This window comes from uncultured Amnibacterium sp. (genome assembly GCF_964245895.1).
GTDB lineage: Bacteria > Actinomycetota > Actinomycetes > Actinomycetales > Microbacteriaceae > Amnibacterium.
In genome coordinates this window covers 1-20,683 of record NZ_CAXTOQ010000049.1, presented here as the reverse complement: position 1 = coordinate 20,683, position 20,683 = coordinate 1, and the positions used below count along the sequence as shown (strand labels likewise).

Annotated in this window: 21 protein-coding genes; 15 read left to right on the top strand and 6 right to left on the bottom strand. The window is 74.4% G+C overall.

What is annotated here, in order from left to right:
* Positions 1 to 500 (top strand): DUF1501 domain-containing protein (locus tag ACFE60_RS08995; RefSeq protein ID WP_375388515.1); only part of this gene is annotated, 500 nt, incomplete at its 5' end.
* 50 nt (positions 501 to 550) lie between these two features.
* Here the strand turns inward: ACFE60_RS08995 and ACFE60_RS08990 are convergent.
* On the bottom strand, positions 551 to 1,267 hold the full coding sequence (locus ACFE60_RS08990; RefSeq protein WP_375388514.1) for a M50 family metallopeptidase: 717 nt from the start codon (positions 1,265 to 1,267) through the stop codon (positions 551 to 553).
* On the bottom strand, positions 1,264 to 2,595 hold the full coding sequence (locus ACFE60_RS08985; RefSeq protein WP_375388513.1) for an MFS transporter: 1,332 nt from the start codon (positions 2,593 to 2,595) through the stop codon (positions 1,264 to 1,266). Before ACFE60_RS08985 ends, ACFE60_RS08990 begins: the two co-directional genes overlap by 4 nt.
* A 66-nt stretch (positions 2,596 to 2,661) precedes the next feature.
* Between ACFE60_RS08985 and ACFE60_RS08980 the strand changes: the two genes are divergently transcribed.
* The 4 genes from ACFE60_RS08980 (at position 2,662) to ACFE60_RS08965 (ending at position 7,383) form a co-directional block, all read left to right on the top strand.
* Positions 2,662 to 3,039 carry an FKBP-type peptidyl-prolyl cis-trans isomerase gene (locus ACFE60_RS08980; protein ID WP_375388512.1) on the top strand — a complete coding sequence of 126 codons (378 nt, stop codon included), beginning with the start codon at positions 2,662 to 2,664 and terminating at the stop codon, positions 3,037 to 3,039.
* Between the two features lie 177 nt (positions 3,040 to 3,216).
* Positions 3,217 to 3,741 carry an adenine phosphoribosyltransferase gene (locus ACFE60_RS08975; protein ID WP_375388511.1) on the top strand — a complete coding sequence of 175 codons (525 nt, stop codon included), beginning with the start codon at positions 3,217 to 3,219 and terminating at the stop codon, positions 3,739 to 3,741.
* 100 nt (positions 3,742 to 3,841) lie between these two features.
* Positions 3,842 to 5,125 carry a hypothetical protein gene (locus ACFE60_RS08970; protein WP_375388510.1) on the top strand — a complete coding sequence of 428 codons (1,284 nt, stop codon included), beginning with the start codon at positions 3,842 to 3,844 and terminating at the stop codon, positions 5,123 to 5,125.
* A 32-nt stretch (positions 5,126 to 5,157) separates the two neighbouring features.
* Positions 5,158 to 7,383, top strand: a complete 2,226-nt coding sequence (locus tag ACFE60_RS08965; RefSeq protein ID WP_375388509.1) for a HelD family protein — start codon at positions 5,158 to 5,160, stop codon at positions 7,381 to 7,383.
* A 47-nt stretch (positions 7,384 to 7,430) separates the two neighbouring features.
* Here ACFE60_RS08965 and ACFE60_RS08960 read toward each other — a convergent pair whose 3' ends face one another.
* Positions 7,431 to 8,612 carry a MarP family serine protease gene (locus ACFE60_RS08960; protein ID WP_375388508.1) on the bottom strand — a complete coding sequence of 394 codons (1,182 nt, stop codon included), beginning with the start codon at positions 8,610 to 8,612 and terminating at the stop codon, positions 7,431 to 7,433.
* A gap of 208 nt (positions 8,613 to 8,820) precedes the next feature.
* Between ACFE60_RS08960 and rpsO the strand changes: the two genes are divergently transcribed.
* Both rpsO and ACFE60_RS08950 read left to right on the top strand, forming a co-directional pair.
* The gene (gene rpsO / locus ACFE60_RS08955; protein WP_375388507.1) at positions 8,821 to 9,090 is read left to right on the top strand and encodes a 30S ribosomal protein S15; all 270 of its coding nucleotides are present in this window, start codon (positions 8,821 to 8,823) and stop codon (positions 9,088 to 9,090) included.
* A gap of 79 nt (positions 9,091 to 9,169) precedes the next feature.
* On the top strand, positions 9,170 to 9,628 hold the full coding sequence (locus ACFE60_RS08950; protein ID WP_375388506.1) for a nuclear transport factor 2 family protein: 459 nt from the start codon (positions 9,170 to 9,172) through the stop codon (positions 9,626 to 9,628).
* Positions 9,629 to 9,632: 4 nt separating this feature from the next.
* Here the strand turns inward: ACFE60_RS08950 and ACFE60_RS08945 are convergent, their stop codons facing one another.
* The gene (locus ACFE60_RS08945; protein ID WP_375388505.1) at positions 9,633 to 10,049 is read right to left on the bottom strand and encodes a transferase; all 417 of its coding nucleotides are present in this window, start codon (positions 10,047 to 10,049) and stop codon (positions 9,633 to 9,635) included.
* Positions 10,050 to 10,148: 99 nt separating this feature from the next.
* Between ACFE60_RS08945 and ACFE60_RS08940 the strand changes: the two genes are divergently transcribed.
* From ACFE60_RS08940 to ACFE60_RS08930, 3 genes are read left to right on the top strand one after another with little or no spacing between them, the layout of a single operon-like run.
* On the top strand, positions 10,149 to 10,568 hold the full coding sequence (locus ACFE60_RS08940; RefSeq protein WP_375388504.1) for a hypothetical protein: 420 nt from the start codon (positions 10,149 to 10,151) through the stop codon (positions 10,566 to 10,568).
* Between the two features lie 40 nt (positions 10,569 to 10,608).
* Positions 10,609 to 11,580 carry an aldo/keto reductase gene (locus tag ACFE60_RS08935; protein ID WP_375388503.1) on the top strand — a complete coding sequence of 324 codons (972 nt, stop codon included), beginning with the start codon at positions 10,609 to 10,611 and terminating at the stop codon, positions 11,578 to 11,580.
* A gap of 13 nt (positions 11,581 to 11,593) precedes the next feature.
* Positions 11,594 to 11,824: a hypothetical protein gene (locus tag ACFE60_RS08930; RefSeq protein ID WP_375388502.1), complete on the top strand. Its 231-nt coding sequence runs from the start codon at positions 11,594 to 11,596 to the stop codon at positions 11,822 to 11,824.
* A gap of 89 nt (positions 11,825 to 11,913) precedes the next feature.
* Here ACFE60_RS08930 and ACFE60_RS08925 read toward each other — a convergent pair whose 3' ends face one another.
* On the bottom strand, positions 11,914 to 12,684 hold the full coding sequence (locus ACFE60_RS08925; RefSeq protein ID WP_375388501.1) for a siderophore-interacting protein: 771 nt from the start codon (positions 12,682 to 12,684) through the stop codon (positions 11,914 to 11,916).
* A gap of 64 nt (positions 12,685 to 12,748) precedes the next feature.
* Between ACFE60_RS08925 and ACFE60_RS08920 the strand changes: the two genes are divergently transcribed.
* A complete protein-coding gene (locus ACFE60_RS08920; protein ID WP_375388500.1) occupies positions 12,749 to 13,813 on the top strand; it encodes an LLM class flavin-dependent oxidoreductase in 1,065 nt (354 codons plus the stop codon).
* A 67-nt stretch (positions 13,814 to 13,880) separates the two neighbouring features.
* Complete coding sequence (locus ACFE60_RS08915; protein ID WP_375388499.1) at positions 13,881 to 17,168, top strand: SNF2-related protein; 3,288 nt, start codon at positions 13,881 to 13,883, stop codon at positions 17,166 to 17,168.
* A gap of 7 nt (positions 17,169 to 17,175) precedes the next feature.
* Here ACFE60_RS08915 and ACFE60_RS08910 read toward each other — a convergent pair whose 3' ends face one another.
* Positions 17,176 to 18,474: an MFS transporter gene (locus ACFE60_RS08910; protein ID WP_375388498.1), complete on the bottom strand. Its 1,299-nt coding sequence runs from the start codon at positions 18,472 to 18,474 to the stop codon at positions 17,176 to 17,178.
* Between the two features lie 33 nt (positions 18,475 to 18,507).
* Here ACFE60_RS08910 and ACFE60_RS08905 point away from each other — a divergent pair, with 33 nt between their 5' ends.
* The 3 genes from ACFE60_RS08905 to ACFE60_RS08895 all read left to right on the top strand — a co-directional run.
* Positions 18,508 to 19,200, top strand: coding sequence for a TetR/AcrR family transcriptional regulator (locus ACFE60_RS08905; protein WP_375388497.1), 693 nt, complete (start codon positions 18,508 to 18,510; stop codon positions 19,198 to 19,200).
* A gap of 175 nt (positions 19,201 to 19,375) precedes the next feature.
* Positions 19,376 to 20,197 carry an amidohydrolase family protein gene (locus tag ACFE60_RS08900; protein ID WP_375388496.1) on the top strand — a complete coding sequence of 274 codons (822 nt, stop codon included), beginning with the start codon at positions 19,376 to 19,378 and terminating at the stop codon, positions 20,195 to 20,197.
* 43 nt (positions 20,198 to 20,240) lie between these two features.
* A partial coding sequence (locus ACFE60_RS08895) for an MSMEG_0572/Sll0783 family nitrogen starvation response protein (RefSeq protein WP_375388495.1) occupies positions 20,241 to 20,683 on the top strand: 443 nt, incomplete at its 3' end.

Here is a 20,683-nt window from a genome sequence, read left to right as displayed (position 1 = left end):
GGAACTTCGGCGACGCGCTCAAGTCGCTCGCGATGCTGATCAAGGGCGGCGCCGGGGTGCGGGTCGCGTGCATCGACGTCGGCGGCTGGGACACGCACACGGGCATGGGCGACGTCGACTCCGGCGACATGATGCGGCACCTCGGCGACCTGGCCACGGCGCTCGCCGCGTTCACGGCCGATCTCGGCTCCGCGCTGCTCGACGACACCACGATCGTCACGATGAGCGAGTTCGGCCGCCGGGTGGAGGAGAACGCGAGCGGCGGCACGGACCACGGCCACGGCGGCGCGGTGCTGGTGATCGGCGGCGGGGTGCAGGCCGGCGTGCACGGCACGTGGAAGGGCCTCGCCGTGCCGACGGTCGAGGGCGACGTGCCCGGCTGGAACGACTACCGCGACGTGCTGACCGAGGTGGTGTCGAAGCGGCTGTCGATCTCGACGGGCCGGCTGGCTGGCGTCTTCCCGGGCTGGAAGCCGACCGCGCTCGGCGTCATGGCCTGAACCGCCCTTTCGTTTTGTAGGTCTGCCAGACCTACAAAACGAAACCGAGGTCAGCGGAGGGGCGCCACCAGCAGGGCGCCCGCGCCGCCGACGCCCGCGAGGCCCGCCAGGACGAGCACCAGCAGCCAGAACCCGGCCGGCACCCGCGTGACGGCGGCCAGCTGGTCGGCGTCCGACCGGCCGTCCCTCCGGCGCGCGGCCGGCAGCTCGAGCGCCGCCCGCAGGCCGCCGGCGACGAGCAGCACCGCGAGCGCGAGCGCGATCCGCATCCGCCACGCGGGATCCGCGAACCAGGTCGCCGCCCCGACCAGCACGCCCGCGACCAGCACCGACCACAGGCCGAACCAGTTGCGGATCTGCACGAGCACGAGCGCCAGCAGCGCGAGCGCTCCCCACAGCGCCGCGGCCGCGTGGCCCGAGGCGACCGCCCAGGCGATCAGCACGCCGGCGATCGACGGCGCCGGGTAGCCGGCCAGCAGCGTGAGCGCCATCCCCGGCCCGCGCGGCCGACCGACGCTGACCGTCAGGCCGCTCGTGTCGGAGTGGAGGCGGATGCCGGCGAGCCGCCGCCCGGTGAGGGTCGCCGCGACGCCGTGTCCCGCCTCGTGCACGATCGTGATGCCGTGCCGCAGCCTCGGCCACGTCGGCAGGACCAGCAGCGCGACGACGACCGCCGTCACCGCCACGAGGTCGAGCGCGCCGGGCACCGGCGACGTCGCGGTGATCCTCGCCCACACGGCGGCCAGGACCCCGAGCACCTGGCTCACGGCGTGGGGTGCCTCGCGTCGTAGGCGAGGAAGCCCCGGCGCCGCACGAGCAGCGCGACCAGCAGGACGATCACGACGCCGCCCGCGAGCGGCGGCAGGAACAGCAGCCCGGTCGCGGCGAGCAGCCCGGCGTAGAGGTCGCCGACGCGCGGCCCGCCGGTGACGACGACGATGAACACGCCCTGCAGCCGTCCGCGCATCGAGTCCGGCGCGGCGGTCTGCAGCATCGTCGAGCGGAAGATCGCGCTCACGTTGTCGGCGCCGCCCGCACCCGCCAGCAGCACCGCAGCCAGGCCGATCCAGACCGGGCCGGCGGGGGAGGGGAGCCAGCCGGTCGCCTCCCCGACGGCGGCGACGGCGAGCACGCCGCCGAAGAGCGCGATGCAGGCGCCGTACGCCCGGATCGCGAGCTCGATCGCGACGCCCTGCCTCCGCACGCCGCCGAGGCGCCCGGAGAAGACGCTCGAGAGCAGCGCCCCGACCGCGAACGCCGCCGACAGCAGCCCTACGGTCAGCGCGCCGCCGCCCAGCAGCACCGCGCCGACCGCTGGGTAGATCACCCGCGGCTGCCCGAACGTCATCGCCACGATGTCGACGAGGAAGCTGGTGCGGATGTTCGGGGAGGTGCGCAGGAACCGGATGCCGCCGAGCAGCGACGCGAGCCCGGGCCGGTCGGTCTGCCCCTCCGGCCGGAGGCGCGGCAGCGACAGCACCGCGCCGAGGGTGAACACGAACAGCACCGCGTCGATCGTGTAGCACCACTGGAAGCCGGTCGACGCGACGAGCACGCCGGCCAGGCCGGGGCCGGCCGTGACGGAGATGCCGACGGTGACGCCGAGCAGCGCGCCGGCCGCCGGCAGCAGGCGGGCCGGGAGGAGCCGCGGGGTCGCCGCTGACTCGGCCGCGATCAGCACGGTGGTCGCGGTGGCCGACAGCACCGTCAGGACGTACAGGGACGCGACGGTCTCCGCGTGCGTCCAGGACAGTGCGGCCAGCACGACCGTGCAGAGCCAGGAGACGACGCCGGACACGATCATCACCGTGCGGCGGTCGAACGCGTCGGCGAGCATCCCGCCGTAGAGGCCCGCGATCACGGTCGGCACGAGCGCCAGCACGCCCGTCAGCGACACCGCGAAGGTCGCGGCGGCGGCCCCCTCGAGCGGCCGCACGAGGTCGAACACGTTGAGGCCCACCGCGACGAGCGTCAGCTGGCTGCCGATGCCCGCGATCGCGCGGGCCGTCCACAGCCGTGCGAAGGCGGGGGAGGCGCGCAGCGGCTCCAGGTCGAGGAGCGCGCCCCGGCGTCGTCGGGGTGCCGCGTCGTCCATCGGCACCATCCTGGTCGCTCCGGCGGTCAGAGTCCGCCGAACGGCCGTGCGCTTGACTGGTCGGTCATGAGCGAACTCACCGATCTCACCGTCAAGCCCGAGCTCGACCCGCCGACCGGGCCGGCGCCCGACACCCTGGGCATCGAGGACGTCGTCGTCGGCGACGGCGCGGAGGCGCAGCCCGGCGGCACCGTGACCGTGCACTACCTCGGCGTCGACTACGACAGCGGCGAGGAGTTCGACTCCTCGTGGAGCCGCGGCCAGTCGATCTCCTTCCCGCTCGGCAACCTCATCGCGGGGTGGCAGCAGGGCATCCCGGGCATGCGGGTCGGCGGCCGGCGCGTCCTGACGTGCCCGCCCGCGCTCGCCTACGGTCCAGCCGGCGGCGGCCACCGGCTGTCCGGCCGCACGCTGATCTTCGTGATCGACCTGCTCGCCGCCTGACCCGCAGCCTGGAGGGGGACCGGGAAGCGGCCACGACGCGCCGGAGAACCCTTGCGCGCGAGGCGGCTGCAGGAGCACCCTGAAGCCCTGACCGATCGCCCGGACCGAGCCGCAGGCAGTGCCGCGCTCGCCGGGCGATCGGCGTCGGGACACCCGGCACCGTTAGGTTCGGGCGTCGTGCCGACCGCTGCCGCACTCGTCGACCGGCTGACCGCCGTCGTCCCCGACTTCCCGGAGCCCGGGATCCTGTTCCGCGACCTCACCCCGACGCTGGCCGACGCCGCCGCGCTGAAGGCGATCACCGACGAGCTGGTCGGCGCGTTCGCCGGCGGGTTCGACCTGGTCGCCGGGATCGAGGCGCGCGGGTTCCTGCTCGCGGCCGCCGCCGCGTACGCCGCCGGCACGGGCGTCGTCGCCGTGCGGAAGGCGGGCAAGCTGCCGCCGGAGACGCTCACCGAGCACTACGCCCTGGAGTACGGCCGGGCCGCGCTCGAGATCCGGGCCGACCAGCTGGTGCCGGGCACCCGCGTCCTCGTCCTCGACGACGTGCTGGCGACCGGCGGCACCGTCGCCGCGACCTGCACCCTGCTCGAGCGCGCGGGCGCGGTCGTCGCCGGGGTCGGCGTCGTGCTGGAGCTCGCGGGGCTCGGCGGGCGGGACCGGCTCGCGGACCGGCGGGTCGTCGCCATCCGCGAGGTCTGACTCGGCGCGCCGCTCCTCCCCAGGCCCCGGAACGGCCGTTCCCCACCTCCGAGCGCGGAAGCGGACCGCACCGGCGCGTCCGGCCGGGAGGCTGCCGCGCATGTCCATCAAGTCGAAGCGCCGCGGCAGCGCCAGGTCCCGCCGCACGACCCGGCCGCAGCCGCAGATCGTCAAGGCCAGGGGTCCAGCCGACCTGCTGCGCTTCGTCCCCGACCTCGTCGCGGTCGACACCGAGGACAGCCTCGTGCTCGTCCTCTTCCAGCGCTCGGAGGGCACGAGGTCGCGCACCCGCGGGGCGATGCGCGTCGACCTGCTGCACGACGACGATCCCGCGGCGCTCGAGCGCTGGGCCGCCGGCGTGCTGCAGCAGGCGCTGCAGGTCGACGGCGTCACCGGCATCGCCGTCGCCGCCTACACGCCGCAGACGTTCGCGCCGAGCGGCCGGCCGCCGGCGGCTCCGCAGGTGCGTGCGGTCGGCCGCCAGGCGGAGCGGATGGGGCTGCAGGTGCTGGACCGGTTCTGCGTCGGCGCGGACGGCTGGGGATCGCTCGACGACCCCGCGCTGCCGCGCGGCGGCCGGCCGCTCGCCGAGATCGAGCCCCCGCAGCGCCACCGGGTGAAGCCGCGCAGCGCGGCTCCGGTGACGGTCGCGGCGGCGGGCGCCTGCGCCGCGTTCCTGGCGGACTACGGCCGCTGGTGGACGTTCGCGGACGGCGTGGGCGGGGTGCTGCACGGGGTGCGGCTCTCGGAGCCGGGCAGCGCGTTCGGCGTCGCCGCGGAAGCCGCGCCCGCCATGGAGCGGTACCGGTGGGGCGAGGACACGCAGGAGGTCGTCGCGCTGATCGAGGGCATGCTCGAGCCGCACGAGGCCACGGCCGACGGGGCGCCGTGCCCGTGCCGGGCGCTGCTGCTGGCGCTCGCGGAGCGGCAGGGCATCGAGACCCTCGTGCTGCTGCAGATCGCCTGGGGTCGGGGGCTCGCGATGGAGATGTGGACCGCGGTGACCGCGCCGGACGGCCGGGGTGCGTCCCTCGACCGCATGGTGTCCGCGATCGGCGGCGGGCGGTTCCGGCGTCCGGACACCGACCGCATCGAGCACGCGATCGCGGTGCTGCAGGAGGTCGCGACTCTCGTGCCGGAGGAGGCGCGCCGGGTCGCGATCGACGGGATGCTCGCCTGGCTGCACTGGGCGTGCGGCGCCTCGAGCGCGGCCGCCTCCTACGCGCTGCGGGCGCTGCGCCACCACCCCGGCCGCGACGTGCCGACGATGGTCCTCGGGAAGGTGGAGCGGAACGAGCTGCCGCTCTGGGCCTTCCGCGCGAACCCCGGTCGCCCCGACCGGTTCGAGCGCCTGGTCGAGGGAGGGCCGGCCGTGGTCGGGTGAGCACCCCGCCCGGTGGCGCCGTCCTAGGATGGATGGCCGCGAAACGGGAGGGGGACCGCGTGACCGATGCCGCCGAAGCGGAGCTCGTCCGCGAGCAGCGGTACGTCTCCGGGCTCTACACGCGGCTCGACGCGGTGCGCAGCGAGCTGCTCGGCGAGCTGGAGCGGATCCGGCGCGGCACGGCAGGCGGCACGCATCAGGCGCGGACCGAGCGCGATGCGATGGCGCGGCTGCTCGAGGACCGCGCCCGGCGCCTCCGCGACGTCGACGACCGACTCGTCTTCGGCCGCCTGCAGGCGGACGACGGGTCGCTTCGGTACATCGGGCGGATCGGGCTGCGCGACGACGACCAGCAGCCGATCCTGCTCGACTGGCGCGCGCCGCAGTCGAGCGCGTTCTACCAGGCGACGGCCGCGACGCCGCTCGGCGTCCGCATCCGGCGGCACCTGACGACCCGGGGCCGCAGCGTGACCGGCCTCGAGGACGAGGTCTTCGACCCGGATGACATCCCCGAGGACACGACGCTGAACGGCGAGACGGCGCTGCTCGCGGCCCTCACGGCGCAGCGCACCGGGCGCATGCACGACATCGTCTCCACGATTCAGGCGGAACAGGACCGGATCATCCGCTCCGAGGCCCGCGGCGTGCTCGTGGTGCAGGGCGGCCCAGGCACCGGCAAGACGGCGGTCGCCCTGCACCGCGCCGCCTACCTCCTGTACGCGCACAAGGAGCGGCTGGCCCGCAACGGCGTGCTCGTGGTCGGCCCCTCACGCAGCTTCCTGGAGTACATCGAGCAGGTCCTGCCGTCGCTCGGCGAGACCGGGGTCGTGCTGCGCACCCTCGGCCAGCTGTACCCGGGCGTCGACGCGTCCGCGGCCGACCCTGCGCCGGTCGCCGCGGTGAAGGGCAGGACGGCGATGGCCGAGGTCCTGCGCCGCGCCGTGCACCTGCGGCAGGTCGCCCCGTCCGCGCCGGTCGACATCGAGGTGAACGGCACCCGGCTCAGCGTGCAGCCGACGACGATCCAGCGCGCGATCCGCCGGGCGCAGCAGACCCGGAAGCCGCACAACGTCGCGCGGGTCACGTTCGTGAAGGACGCGCTCGCCGAGCTCACCGCGCAGCTGGTCGACCAGGTCGCGACCCACGGCGCCACCGTCGACGACGAGGACCGGCGGATGCTGCGCGAGGACCTCCGCACCGCGCAGGACGTCAAGGTCCTGCTGAACACCGCCTGGCTGCCGCTCACCCCCGAGAAGCTGCTCGGCGATCTGTTCACCCGCCCGGAGTACCTGGCGAGGGCCGCGCCGGAGCTGTCCGCGGCGGACCGGGCGCTGCTCGGTCGCCCGCGCCGGGCCCCGTTCACGGTGGGCGACGTGCCGCTGCTCGACGAGGCCGCCGAGCTGCTCGGCGAGACCGACATCGCGGGCGACGCGCGGGCGCAGGCGCGCGACGCGCAGCGGCAGCGCGACATCGAGAACGCCGAGGCCGCGATCGAGAACATGGGCGTCAGCGGGATGGTGTCGGCGGAGGCGATCGCGGACGGGTTCGCGGAGGAGGGCGCCCGCCTCTCGACCGCGGAGCGCGCGCTGGTCGACCGCAGCTGGACCTACGGCCACGTCGTCGTCGACGAGGCGCAGGAGCTGACGCCGATGCAGTGGCGGCTGCTGCGCCGGCGCGGACCGCTGCGCTCGTTCACGGTCGTCGGGGACCTCGCCCAGTCCGCCGCCGAGCCGCCGGCCGCGTCGTGGGCCGACGCCCTGCGGGCGCTGACGGACGAGTTCCGCCTCGAGCGGCTGACGGTGAACTACCGCACGCCGCGCGCGATCACCGAGCTGGCGGAGTCCCGGGCGCTGCGCGACGGGCTGCCGATCACCCCGTCGCGGTCCGTCCGAGAGGGCGAGCCGCCGCGGCTGGTGCGCGGTCGGCGGAACGAGGTCGTGCCGCTCGCGGTCGACGCCGTCGCGGCCGACCGGGATCGCGCGGACGGCGGCTCCCTGGCCGTCATCGCCCCTGCGGCCCTCGTGCCGACCCTCCACGACGCGCTGTCGGACCGGCTCGCCGAGCCCGTCGGGTACGGCGCAAGGGGGCTCGGCGCTCCGGTGTCGGTGCTCGACCCGTGGACCGCGAAGGGGCTGGAGTTCGACACCGTCGTGGTCGTCGACCCGGACGCGGTGGCGGACGAGGCCGGTCCGGGGTCGCTCTACGTGGCGCTCACGCGGCCCACCAGGCGGATGGTCGTCGTCGAGCCGGTGTCGTAGCCGGCGCTGCGGAGTCGGCGGTGCTTCGGCACCCGGAGCGGGGGCGGTCAGTCCCTGCTGCAGGCGCCGGTCGAGACGGCGGCGGTGAGCGAGGGGGCGCGGTCGGCCAGGTCGCCGAACTCGTCCGGCGTCATCGCGTAGCCGAGATCGGCGGTGCTCGTGCTCTTCGCGAACACCAGGCCGATGACCCGGCCGCCGGGGCTGAGCAGCGGGCCGCCGGAGTTGCCCTGCTCGACGTCGGCGGCCAGCGCGGCGATGCTGCGGGCGGTGCGGCCGCCGCCGACCGCGTCGGGGACGACGACCTGGCCGACCTGGACGACCTTCGCGCCGCCCTCGGTGAACGGGCCGCCGAAGGGGTAGCCGGCCACGACCCCCTCGTCGCCCACGGCGGGGGAGGGGGCGACGGCCAGCGGCCGCGCATCGAGACCGGGGACCGCGATGATCGCGAGGTCGCGCTGCGGGTCGAAGGCGGTGACCCTGCCCTGCAGCGCCTGCCCGTTGGGCGCGAGCACGACGGGGGCGGCGACGCCGGAGACGACGTGGGCGTTCGTGAGCACCCGGTTCCTCGCCACGACGAAGCCCGAGCCGGACTGCTCCTGGTTGCAGGCCGGCGCCCGGCCGGTGATCTTCACGACGGACTCGACCGCGGTGCGCAGCCCGGCCGTCTGGGGGACGCCGGGGACCGCCTCCGCGCCGACGCCCTCGGTGCCGAGCGAGATGCCGAGTCGCGGGATGCCGCTCGACAGCACCGTCGAGCGCAGCTGCGCGAGCGCGCGGTCGAGGGGCGCCGGCGTGACGCCGTCGATCGCGCGGAGCACCACGGACCCGGCGACGGGCTGCGCGACGTAGGGCACGCCGAGCGACACGGCGAGGGAGGCGATCATCGAGATCGCCAGCGCGCTGACGACCAGCTGGGCCGCGGCCCCGAGGATGCGGTCGATCGGGCCGAGCGGGCTGCGCCGCAGCACGCCGCCGATCGCCGCGCCGATGCCGGACCCGATCGCATGACCGAGCAGCACGAGCACGACGGCCGCGACGATCGTCGCGACGACCTTCCCGGTCTCGTCGGGCACGAGCGAGCCGATCAGGGGCGAGAGGAGGGCGGCGGCGATGCCGCCCGCGATGATCCCGGCGATCGCCCCGATGCTCCGCACGAAGCCGAGGCGCCAGCCCTGCACGAGGTAGCCGAGCAGCACGAGGCCGAGGACGAGGTCCAGTGCGATCGACACGTCATGTCCCTTCCCGCCGAGGCGGTTCGACGGTACGCGACCGCTCCGACCTCGGCGCGTCGCGCGCCGCGACCGGCGCGACCCGGTCGGCGGGACGGCGGGGCCCCAGGGCTTGCTACACTCTCCTGCCGCCGTGAACCGGCCGCGGTCCCAGATCGCCGGGCGCATCCCGCACCCGGCACCGCGCAGCGAGCAGAAGGAGTCCCCTGTGGCATTGGACGCAGACGTCAAGAAGGCGATCATCGCGGAGTACGCGACGCACGAGGGCGACACCGGCTCGCCCGAGGTCCAGATCGCGCTCATGTCGACGCGCATCAAGGACCTCACCGAGCACCTGAAGCTGCACAAGCACGACCACCACTCGCGTCGTGGCCTGCTGCTGCTGGTCGGCCAGCGCCGCCGGCTGCTCGGCTACCTGCAGGACATCGACATCGCGCGCTACCGCGCGCTGATCGAGCGCCTCGGTCTCCGCCGCTAGTCGACGGAACGCACGAAGGCCCGCCCCGGGATCGGGGCGGGCCTTCGTGCTGTCAGCGCCGGGGAGTAGAACCGCGGGCATGACCGATCGTGACGACATGGTGGGGCTCGTCGAGGTGGGCCCCACGACGAGCCGGGGTCCCGCCGTGGCGCGCAGCGACATGGTGGGGCTCGTCGAGGGATGGGTCCAGCGCTACCTGCGGGCGTGGGACTCGAACGACCCCGCGGACATCCGGGCCCTGCTGGCTCCGGAAGCCGCGTACCGCTTCTCGCCGTGGGAGGAGCCGTACGTCGGCCACGACGCGGTGACGGCCGCCTGGCTCGATCATCGCGACGAGGCCGGCGACCACGAGTTCACCTGGGAGGTGGTCGCGATCGACGGCGACGTCGCGGTGGTCCAGGGGCGCACGGTCTACACGGCCGGGCCGACGGCGGGGAAGGACTACCGGAACCTGTGGGTGATCCGGCTGGCGGAGGACGGCACCGCCGTCGAGTTCACCGAGTGGTACACCGAGCGCGCGAGCGGCACCACGGGCTGACGGCTCAGGCGGCCGCGCCGAACGCGTTCTGCGAGGGCAGCACCGCGTCGTCGTCGACCTTCTGGTCCGCTGCGACGCGCGCGCCGGACCCGATCGAAGCGCGGGCGCCGATCTTCGTGTGGCTGCCGACCCTGGCGCCCTCGCCGATGACGGCGGCGGCGCCGACGTGCACGGCCGCTCCCAGCTCCGCGTGCGGGCCGACGACGGCCTCCCGGTCGACCCAGGTGCCGGCGGCGATCCGGACGGCCCTGCCGATGCGCGCACCGGACTCGACGTACACGGTGGGCGCGAGGAAGGCCGTCGGGTCGACGGTGGCGTCGGTGGCGACGAGTCCGCGCCCGTTGGGGTGGCGGCGGTACCGGGTCACGGTGCCGAACTCGTCCTCGATCTCTTCTGCGATCCTCGGGGTCCTGCGCTGCATGATCTACACAACGTAGAGGACGCCCCCATTCATTCCCCGAGCGCGCCCCCTTCCTCCTTGTGAATCCGATAAGAGCGCGCCGCGCGGCAGGATGGGCGGATGCAGCTGCGACGACGCGCGGTGGATCCCGAGTTCCCGAAGGACGACCAGGGGTCGGGCCGGCTCGAGGACTACAAGTTCGACCTGCTGCCCGCGAACGGCCGCGTGACCATCCGTCTGGCGGGCAGCGATCCCCACCAGGACCTCATCGCGGACCTCGCCGACGTCGAGGTCGTCGAGACCGCCATCGCCCGCCGCACGGACGAGGAGGAGCGCACGGACGCCCCGATCGTCGTCCGCCTGTTCGCGGGCGGCCGCATCGTCGGCCCGGTCGGCCGGGTGCCCAGGGGGCTGGAGGGACCGGTGTTCGAAGCCATCAGCCGGCTCGACATCGCGGGGAAGAAGCCGCGCATCCCGGTCGAGGTCGTGCGGACGCGGCAGGGCTGGCGCGTCGACCTCCTCATGGGCGAGACCCGCTGATCCTCGGATCCACCCAGTCCCCTGGGCGGAGGATCACCTCATGGACACCATCCGACTCGGCGACGCCGGCCTCGCCGTCAGCCGCATCATCCTCGGCTGCATGAGCTACGGCGCTCCCGACCGCGGCTCCCACGAGTGGACGCTGCCGATCGACGCGGCGCGCCCCTTCTACCGCCGCGCCGTCGAGGCGGGCATCACCGCGTTCGACACCGCGAACGTCTACTCCGACGGCACCAGCGAGGAGATCACCGGCGCGCTGCTGACCGAGTTCGCCCGGCGCGACGAGGTCGTGATCGCGACGAAGGTGCACGGGCGCATGGGGCCCGGACCGAACGGGTCCGGGCTGTCGCGGGGCGCGATCATGACGCAGGTCGACGCCTCCCTGCGGCGCCTCGGCACGGACTACATCGACCTCTACCAGATCCACCGGTTCGACCCGGAGGTGCCGATCGCCGAGACGATGGCGGCGCTGCACGACGTCGTGAAGGCCGGGAAGGCGCGCTACATCGGGGCGTCGTCGATGTGGACGTGGCAGCTCGCCGAGATGCAGCACGCCGCCGACGTGGAGGGGCTCACCCGCTTCGTCTCGATGCAGGACCAGTACTCCCTGCTGCAGCGGGAGGAGGAGCGGGAGATGCACCCCTACTGCGTGGACACCGGGGTCGGCGTGATCCCGTGGTCGCCCCTCGCGCGCGGGAAGCTGACGCGCGACTGGGACGAGACCACGGCGCGGGGCGACACCGACGCGTTCGGGAGCACGCTCTACGACCAGGAGGGGGACCGGCGCATCGTCGATGCGGTGCGGCGGGTCGCGGAGGCGCGCGGCGTCAGCCGGGCGCAGGTGGCGCTCGCCTGGGTGCTGGCGCAGCCGGCCGTGACGGCGCCGATCGTGGGCGCGACGAAGCCGCAGCACCTCGAGGACGCGATCGCGGCCGCCGACCTGCAGCTGACCGACGACGAGCTCGACGTGCTGGAGGCGGACTACGTCCCGCACGCCCCCAGCGGGTTCTGATCGGTCCCGGCCGGTGACCCCGGCCGGGCGGCTGCTCTTCTGGATCAAGGCCGCGTTCGTCGGCGACGCGGCACTGGCCGCGTTCGGCGCGATCCTGCTCGCGACCGGCGCGGAGCGGCCCGCGGTGTGGGTCTTCGTCTTCGTCGGCGTGCGCGTCGCGCTGGGCGTCGCCGCGCTGGTCATCGCGATCCACGCCCTCGACCGGGGCGACCCGAACGACGACCGCCCCTCCTCCGTCCGCTGACCTCGTCCTTCAGGAGCTCGGCCGACCGAGCGACCGTGGTCGATGCGCGAGGCCCTGCCGCGGGAGCGGCGGTCCGAGCGGCGATGGACTCAGTCCGGGTCGGAGGGGTCGAGGGGGCTGTGGTGGTCGAAGGTCGCGTCGCCCCGCCGCCAGTAGCCGTGCAGGGAGAGGTGCTCCTTCGGCAGCCGCTCCCGCAGGTGCCGGCGCACCGGCACGAGGGCGGTCGCCTCGCCGGCGGCGAAGACGAAGCTGTCGTCGTCCAGGTCCTGGGACGCGACGACCTCGACGAGGTCGTGCTCGGCGGCGAGGACCTGCGGCGTCGCCGCCGCGAGCTCCGCGTCGTCGAGGTAGCCGACCGCCTCCGCGCCGCCGAAGAGCAGCGCGTGCACCGGCACGACCCCCGCGAAGGCGCGGACCCAGCGGCGCAGCGCGGGCAGGCCGGACGGGTCGGCGATCACGAGCGCGTTCCGGTACCCGCTCGGCGCGAGCCGGGAGCCGCGGGGGCCGCCGAAGGACACCTCGTCGCCGGGCGCGGCGGTCAGCGCCCACGCGGAGGCGGGCCCCTCCTCGCCGTGGACCACGAAGTCGAGGTCGAGCTCGGGGCCGCTCGAGGCGCCGACCGGGCGGTACTCGCTCGGCGTGTAGTCGCGAGCGACGACACCGCCGGAGGTGGGGAGGAACACCTTCACGTGGTCGGCCGGCCCGACGCTCGCGAAGCCGGCGAGCTCGTCGCCGCCGACGGTGACGCGCACCAGGTGCCCGGGCAGGTCCGTCCTGCCGAGCACGCGCACCGTCCTGCGGACCAGCTCGTGACGGACGGCTTCGCGGTCGCGTCCCGCGGCGAGGGGGAAGGTGCTCATGCCTCGATCCTGCCCCGTCCGCGCCCTCCGGAATGTCCCGGCGGGCGCGGCGGTTGCCCGATGCATGCCGGATCCCTCGCTGTCGGTGCTCGACCTCGTCCCCGTCCGGACCGGGCAGACGTCCGCGGACGCGGTGGCCGCCTCCATCGCCCTCGCCGAGCGCGCGGACGCGCTGGGCCTCCGCCGCTACTGGCTGGCCGAGCACCACAACATGCCGTCGGTCGCCTCCACGAACCCGCCGGTGCTGCTCGGCGTGCTGGCCGGCCGCACCCGGCGCATCCGCCTCGGCTCCGGCGGCGTCATGCTGCCGAACCACGCGCCGTTCGTCATCGCGGAGCAGTTCGCCGCGCTGGAGGCGGCGGCGCCCGGGCGGATCGACCTCGGCATCGGCCGGGCACCCGGCTCCGACCCGGTGATCACCGCGCTGCTGCGCAGCGAGGGGCACACCAGCGACGTCGACGCGTTCCCGAACCACGTGAAGGACATCGAGGCCCTGATGGCGCCGGAGGGCGCCGGGCTGCGGCTCGCGAGCGGCGAGCAGTACACCGTGCGGGCCACGCCCGCCGCCGCCGGGTCGCCCGAGCTGTGGCTGCTCGGCTCGAGCGACTACTCCGCCGACCTCGCCGCGCGCCTCGGCCTGCCGTACGTCTTCGCGCACCACTTCTCCGGGGAGGGCACCGAGCGGATCCTCGACCTGTACCGGTCGCGGTTCCGGCCCTCCGAGCACCTCGACGCGCCGCGGACCTTCCTCACCGCGAACGTCGTGGCCGCGGACACGGCCGACGAGGCGCGGCGGCTCGCCCTGCCGCAGCTGCAGCACATGGCGCGTCTGCGCACGGGCACGCCCCTGACGGCGCTCGACACCGTCGAGGTCGCGGAGGCGGCCCGGCTCACCGAGCCGCAGCAGGAGCTGGTCGACACCATGCGGGCCCGCTGGTTCGTCGGCGACGCCGGCGACGTCGCCGACCGGCTCGCTGCCTTCGCGTCCCGCTTCGACGTCGACGAGATCATGATCAGCCCGGCCGCGGGCGCCTCCGCCGCCGACCCGATCGACCGTGCGCCCGCCCGGGAGCGGACGCTCGAGCTGCTCGCCGCGCGCCTGCCGCAGGGGGTCCTCGCCGCCGCCTGACCGCACGGGCGGCCCCCGTCCGGTGCCTAGACTCGAGGGTTCGCATCGCCGGGGAGGGGGTTCGGCCGTGTACTCGGATCTCGACGTCGCACGCATCACCGGTCCCGCCGGCTTCGCGCGGGCCGACCGCTACCAGCGGGAGGGCCGCGTCTCCGACGTGCGCTGGAGCACCGACCGCACGACCCTGACGGGGCGCGTGAAGGGCTCCGAGCACGCCCGCTACTCCGCGCGGGTGCGCCTCCGGCCGACCCCCGACGGACCGGTCCCGATCTCCGGCCGCTGCGACTGCCCGGTCGGGTCCGACTGCAAGCACGTCGGCGCCGTCCTGCTCGAGGGCAGGAGGGGTGCGCCGAAGGCTCCGCAGGAGTCGGTCGCGGACGCCCTGTGGCGCCGGACGCTCGACCCGATCCTGGACGGCCTCGACGGCGGCGAGGACACCGCGGTGCTCGGGCTGCTGTTCGAGCTGCAGCAGTCGGACCAGCCGTGGACCGGCTCGCGCCGCACCGCGCCGCGCGAGCGGCCGGTCTCCGTGGGCGTGCGCCCGGTGCTGCTCGGCGCCAACGGCCGCTGGCGGCGCACCGGCGTCTCCTGGCGCACGGTCACGAACGAGTGGACCGTGCACGAGTACGACGACGCGCAGACGCGGATCCTGCGCGAGGTGCACCACGTGCTCACCTCCGGCCCCTCCTCCTTCGCCGCCGAGACCTGGCTGCCGCTCGCGGCCTGCAGGACCACGGCGCTCTGGACGCTGCTGCACGAGGCCGCCGACCACGGCGTCGGGCTCATCACCGGCGGCAGGGACCAGGCGCCGCTCGAGCTCGGCCGCGACCCGGTCACCCCGGCCGCGGACCTCGTGCGCACCCCCGCCGGGCTCTCGCTGCGGCCGTTGCTGGCGCACGGGGACGCCGAGACCGGCCCGCCGCTGGACCCGCCGTTCGCGCTGATCGGCGATCCCGGCATCGGCGTCGCGACCTGGACGCCGGGGGAGACCCTCGCCGACGCCCGCGTCTCGCTCGCGGCGTTCGCGGAGCCGCTCCAGCCCGCCGCGCACGCCTTCCTCCGGCTGCCGGACCCGATCGAGGTGCCGGCGGACGAGGAGCCGGACTTCCTCGCCCACCACTACCGGCGGCTCGCCAGCGTGCTGCCGGTCGTCAGCCGCGACGGCAGCTTCCGCCCGCCGGCGCGCCCGATCGCCGCGCTCGAGCTCGCGGTCGACCACGGCCCCGGCGGCGCGACGGGTCGCTGGACCTGGCGGTACACGCTGCCCGGCGACGCGACGCCCCTGTCGCTCGGCGGGGAGCAGGACGCGATCCGGGACCCGCTCCAGGAGCGGCGGGTTGTCGCCGGCCTGCGCGGCGCCGGCCTCGACAGCAGCCGCACCCCCGAGCTGATCGGCACGCACGGCGAGCTGCGCGAGACCTTCGCGGTGCACGGCATGGCGGCGGTCGCGTTCGGGCGCGACCTGCTGCCGGCGATCCGCCGCGTGCCCGGCGTCGCCGTCGTCGAGCACGGGCAGCCGGCCGAGTACCGCGCGGCGGAGGAGGCGCCGGTCGTCGAGATCGCCACCCGCGCGGTCGACGGCAGCCGCGACTGGTTCGACCTCGACATCGAGGTGCGGGTCGGCGGCGAGGTCGCGCCGCTCGCCGAGGTGTTCCTCGCGCTGGCCCGCGGCGACGACGCGATGGTGCTGCCGGGCGGCGTCTGGTTCCCCCTCGACGACCCGGTGTTCGAGCGGCTGCGCGCGCTCATCGCCGAGGCGCGCGAGCTGACCGACGACCCGCGCGCCCCGCTGCGGATCTCCCGGTTCCAGGGCTCGCTGTGGGAGGACCTCGTCGCGCTCGGCGTCGTGACCCGCCAGGCGGAGGCGTGGCGCCGCGCGGTCGAGCTGACCGGCGGCTTCGCCGAGGACGGGCACCTGGAGCGACAGGCGCTGCCCGCCGGCTTCCTCGCCGAGCTGCGGCCGTACCAGCACGAGGGGTTCGACTGGCTGTCGTTCCTCTACGACAACCGGCTCGGCGGCGTGCTCGCAGACGACATGGGGCTCGGCAAGACCGTGCAGTCCCTCGCGATGGTCGCGCGCGCGATCCAGCAGGCGGACGAGCGCGGGGAGGAGCGCCCGCGCTTCCTCGTCGTGGCGCCCACCTCGGTGGTGCCCAACTGGGTCGCGGAGTCGCAGCGGTTCGTGCCGGACCTCGAGGTCGTCGGCGTCACGGAGACCGTGCGGAAGAGCAAGGTGCCGCTCGCCGAGACGATCGGCGACGCCGACATCGTGATCACCTCCTACGCACTGCTGCGGCTCGACACCGCGTCGTACAACGGCGTGCGATGGGGCGGCATGCTGCTCGACGAGGCGCAGTTCGCGAAGAACCGCCACTCGACGACGTACCAGCGCATCCGCGCGATCGACGTGCCGTTCCGGCTCGCGATCACCGGCACGCCGCTCGAGAACGACCTGATGGAGCTGTGGTCGATCCTCTCCATCGCGGCGCCGGGGCTGTTCCCGTCCCCCTCCGGGTTCCAGGACCACTACGCGAAGCCGATCGAGAAGGAGGGCGACGCGCAGCGCCTCGCGCAGCTGCAGCGGCGCATCCGTCCGCTGCTGCTACGCAGGACGAAGGAGCTGGTCGCGGCCGACCTGCCGCCGAAGACCGAGCAGATCATCGAGGTCGAGCTCGGCAGGAAGCAGCGGGCGGTGTACGACCGCCACCTGAACCGCGAGCGGCAGCGGGTGCTCGGGCTGATCGGCGAGTTCGACCGCAACCGGTTCACGATCTTCCGCGCCCTGACGACGCTGCGGCAGGTCGCGCTCGACGCGGCCCTGGTCGACGCGGCGAACGAGGGCGTGCCCTCGGCGAAGCTCGACCTGTTCGACGAGCTGCTCGAGAACGCGCTCGAGGAGCACCATCGCGTCCTGGTCTTCAGCCAGTTCACGCGGCTGCTCGGCCGGGTGAAGGACCGGCTGGACGAGGCCGGCATCGGCTACGCCTACCTCGACGGCTCGACGCGGCGCCGCGGGGAGGCGATCGACCGCTTCCGCTCCGGCGCCGCCGACGTGTTCCTGATCTCGCTGAAGGCGGGCGGGTTCGGGCTGAACCTCGCGGAGGCGGACTACTGCATCCTGCTCGACCCGTGGTGGAACCCCGCGGCGGAGGCGCAGGCCGTCGACCGGGCGCACCGGATCGGGCAGACGCGGCAGGTGATGGTCTACCGGCTCGTCGCGAAGGACACGATCGAGGAGAAGGTGATGGCGCTGAAGGAGTCGAAGCGCGCCCTCTTCGACGCGGTGATGGACGGCCAGGGCGCGACCAGCGCGGCGGCCCTGTCCGCGGAGGACGTCCGGGAGCTGCTCGCCTGAGCCCCGCTCAGCGGGCGTCGGCCTCGGCCTCCACCTGCTGCGCCGCCTCGACGGGGGTCGCGGCCGCGGCGGCCCGCATCGCCCGGCGGCCGGACGGGACCAGCACGGCGACGCCGGTGACGACGACCGCGAGCACGCCCGTGCCGACCAGCAGCGCGCGTACCCCGACCGCGTCGGCGATCGGGCCGAAGGCCACCATCCCGAGCGGGAACGACAGCGCCATCACGATCGTGACGTAGCTGAACACCCGCCCCTGCATCTCCGGCGGGACCGCCTCCTGCACGAGCGTCATGAACGGGGCCGAGAAGATCGGGATCATCGACCCGAACAGGAACATGAGCGCGTAGAACCACCACAGCCCGGGGGCCAGGCCGAGGCCGAGCGAGAACAGGCCGAAGCCCAGGGACGAGAGCACGATCAGCCGGATCCTGCTGCGCTTCGCGAGCACGGTCGAGACCGCGATGCCGCCGAGCAGCATCCCGATGCTGAAGGCCAGCTCGAGCACGGTCAGGCGCCAGACCTCGCCGCCCCACTCCTGGGCGATCAGCAGCGGCGTCACGAAGCTGGGCGAGCCGGTCAGCACGATGATGACGGCGAAGAGCACCATCAGCCAGCGGATGAAGGAGTGGTGCCAGATGAACCGGGCGCCCTCGGCGAGGTCCTCCCGGAACCCGGTCGCCTTCCCGCTCACCGCGGCGAGCGTGGGCACCGTCACGAGCAGCAGCACCCCGACGCCGAGCAGCGCGGTCACGACGTCGATGTAGAAGGCCGGCACGATGCCGAACGCGCCGAACACCGCGCCCGCGACGGCCGGGGCGAGCAGGGCGAGGCCGGACTGGATGGTCTGGAACACGCCGTTGATCCGCAGCAGGCGGTCCTGCGGCACGATCTGCGGGATGACCGCCTGCACCGTCGGCTGCTGGAACCCGGCACCGACGGACCGCACGGCGCACGCGACGAGGATCACCCAGAGGTCGGTGACCCCGTTGGTCATCAGCACGGCCAGGCCGAGCGTCGCGAGGGCCGTGCTGGTGTCGGCGGCGATGATCAGCATCTTGCGGTCGACCCGGTCGGCGAAGGTGCCGCCGAAGATCGACACGATGCCCTGCGGCAGGAACGCCGCGACGGCGTAGAGCGCGACCGCGATCGCGGACCGCGTCTGCAGGGTCACGTACCACATGACCGCGTACTGCACGACCATCGAGCCGAACAGCGAGACCGTCTGGCCGCCGAGGAACAGCGCCGTGTTCCGGCGCCACGGCTGCGGCACCGCCGTCGCGGTCGCGGGCGGCGAGGTCGTGTTCATGACGATGGCTCCTCCATGTGTACGATGTCAACAATGTCCACCCTCCCAGCGGATGTGAACGGTGTCAACCGGGACGGGACCAGTGTCGGACGGGCCTCCGACACCGGCTCCGCGGCACGGTCGACCTACCGGCACGGCGACCTGCGGAACGCGCTGATCGAGGCCGGGCTGCGGCTCGCGGCCGGCGCCGGGCCGAGCGCGGTCGTGCTGCGCGAGGCGACGCGGCAGGCCGGCGTCTCGCCGAACGCCGCGTACCGCCACTTCAGCGACCGCGACGACCTGCTGGCCGCCGTGAGCCTTCGGAGCCTCGAGTTCATGGGCTCGGAGATCGTGAAGGAGCTCGCCGCGCACGCCACCGACGACGACCTGTCGTCGCAGCTCGACGCGGTCGGTCGCGCGTACGTGCGCTTCGCGCTCCGCGAGCCCGGGCTGTTCCGCACCGCGTTCGCCGTGCACCGGGACCCGGAGGCGGGCCGCGGCGGCACCGACGGTCCCGGGCCCTTCGGCCTGCTGCTCCGCGTGCTGGACCGGGCGGTCGCGGCGGGCGTCCTGCCTGCTGAGCGACGGCCGGGCGCGGAGGTGGCCGCGTGGTCCGCCGTCCACGGGCTCGCCGTGCTGCTGGTCGACGGGCCGCTGCGGACCGTGCCGGACGAGGCGAGGGAGGCGCTGATCGAGCGGACCGTGTCCGCGGTGCGCAGGGGGCTCTTCGTGGAGGGCGGATCCTGACTCCGCCGGGCGCCCGGTCACCCGGGTCGGGCGCCGGATCGTCTGCTGCGCCGGGGCCGGACTCGAACCCGCTCCGAGCGTCCCGTGATCTGCCGGCAACACGAGCGCCCGACTGGTGACGAGATGGTGTTCCCGGCGAAACCATCCGGAAACGGCCGCGCGGTTGCCTTGACCCATGGCAGCCGGGGTGCACGACGCGCATCGCCACATCGGCGCCCTCCCCGCGTTCCCCTTCTACGGCGGCCCGGCGATCCGCGCCGACCTCACCGCGCGGGAGACGGTCAAGGCGTTCCTCGCCGACCTGGACGCGGAGGGCACGGAGCGCACGCTCGTCCTCCCGAACTACGGCGTCCCGAACCCGGAGGTCGCGTTCGGCCTGAACGAGCTCGCGCTCGAGGCGGCGCAGGCGGACGAGCGCGTGCGCTGCGGTCTGTGGATCTCCCCGAAGGCGAGCGACGCGGAGCGGAACACCGCCGCGCTCGCGCTCGCGGGTGAGGACGGCGTCGCCGCGCTGAAGACGAGCTTCCTGCTCGGCGGGGCCGCGGACGACGAGGGCTGCCTGGAGCAGCTCGGCCGGATGTTCGCCGCCGCGGAGCAGCACGACCTCACGGTCCACATCCACACCTCACCCGGCGGGGCGAGCGACATCGACCGGATCGGCGACCTCGTCGAGCGCTGGGGCGACGACGTGCGCATCCACCTCGTCCACCTGGGGGGCGGCATGAGCGGCCACATGAAGCTGATCGGCGGCCGGTTCTTCGACTGGATCGAGCGCGGCAAGCGCGTCTACAGCGACACGAGCTGGGCGATCGGCTTCGCGGCCGTCTGGCTCGTCGCCGAGATCGAGCGGCGCGGCATCGGCCACGACCGCATCCTCTTCGCCTCCGACATCCCCTGGGGGGACCACGCGGGCGAGCTCGCGCGGATGCAGGCCGCGGTGAAGGACGGGGAGCTCGGCCGCCTCTTCCTGCGCGAGAACTTCGAAGCCCTCTACTGACCGCCCGCCCGATCCCGGCACCACCGACCGCTAGGAGCACCCCATGGCCCTGTTCGACGACACGATCCTCGCCAACATCGAGACCTCGCGCGGCGAGGTGCCGCACCCCACGCAGCCGCAGGGCACGTCGATCTACGGGTCGACGAAGATCTTCCCGGACATCCAGGCGGAGCCCGGGCAGTCGTACCTGACGCTGGTGCACGGCATCGCGCACGAGTCGAGCGTCAGCTTCGTGGCCTGCCTGCAGGCGCTGCGCGCGCTGCGGAAGGGCTTCGACTCCGTCCTGTACTTCTACGGCCCCGGCGCGATGAACGCGATCGCCACCCGCGGCTTCCCGACCCCCGGCGACTCCGCCTTCCCGGGCGAGCAGAACATCAACGACACGATCACGACCTTCATCACGGAGGGCGGCACGGTCTTCGTCTGCCGCTTCGGCCTGTCGCTGCACGGCCTGCGCGAGGAGGACCTGATCGAGGGCACGATCCC

Bases quoted from the DNA above. Each gene is read 5' to 3' on its own strand.
- ACFE60_RS08985 (WP_375388513.1), bottom strand. From the start codon at position 2,595: ATGGACGACGCGGCACCCCGACGACGCCGGGGCGCGCTCCTCGACCTG.
- ACFE60_RS08980 (WP_375388512.1), top strand. From the start codon at position 2,662: ATGAGCGAACTCACCGATCTCACCGTCAAGCCCGAGCTCGACCCGCCG.
- ACFE60_RS08970 (WP_375388510.1), top strand. From the start codon at position 3,842: ATGTCCATCAAGTCGAAGCGCCGCGGCAGCGCCAGGTCCCGCCGCACG.
- ACFE60_RS08965 (WP_375388509.1), top strand. From the start codon at position 5,158: ATGGCCGCGAAACGGGAGGGGGACCGCGTGACCGATGCCGCCGAAGCG.
- ACFE60_RS08950 (WP_375388506.1), top strand. From the start codon at position 9,170: ATGACCGATCGTGACGACATGGTGGGGCTCGTCGAGGTGGGCCCCACG.
- ACFE60_RS08945 (WP_375388505.1), bottom strand. From the start codon at position 10,049: ATGCAGCGCAGGACCCCGAGGATCGCAGAAGAGATCGAGGACGAGTTC.
- ACFE60_RS08940 (WP_375388504.1), top strand. From the start codon at position 10,149: ATGCAGCTGCGACGACGCGCGGTGGATCCCGAGTTCCCGAAGGACGAC.
- ACFE60_RS08935 (WP_375388503.1), top strand. From the start codon at position 10,609: ATGGACACCATCCGACTCGGCGACGCCGGCCTCGCCGTCAGCCGCATC.
- ACFE60_RS08925 (WP_375388501.1), bottom strand. From the start codon at position 12,684: ATGAGCACCTTCCCCCTCGCCGCGGGACGCGACCGCGAAGCCGTCCGT.
- ACFE60_RS08920 (WP_375388500.1), top strand. From the start codon at position 12,749: ATGCCGGATCCCTCGCTGTCGGTGCTCGACCTCGTCCCCGTCCGGACC.
- ACFE60_RS08910 (WP_375388498.1), bottom strand. From the start codon at position 18,474: ATGAACACGACCTCGCCGCCCGCGACCGCGACGGCGGTGCCGCAGCCG.
- ACFE60_RS08905 (WP_375388497.1), top strand. From the start codon at position 18,508: ATGTCCACCCTCCCAGCGGATGTGAACGGTGTCAACCGGGACGGGACC.
- ACFE60_RS08900 (WP_375388496.1), top strand. From the start codon at position 19,376: ATGGCAGCCGGGGTGCACGACGCGCATCGCCACATCGGCGCCCTCCCC.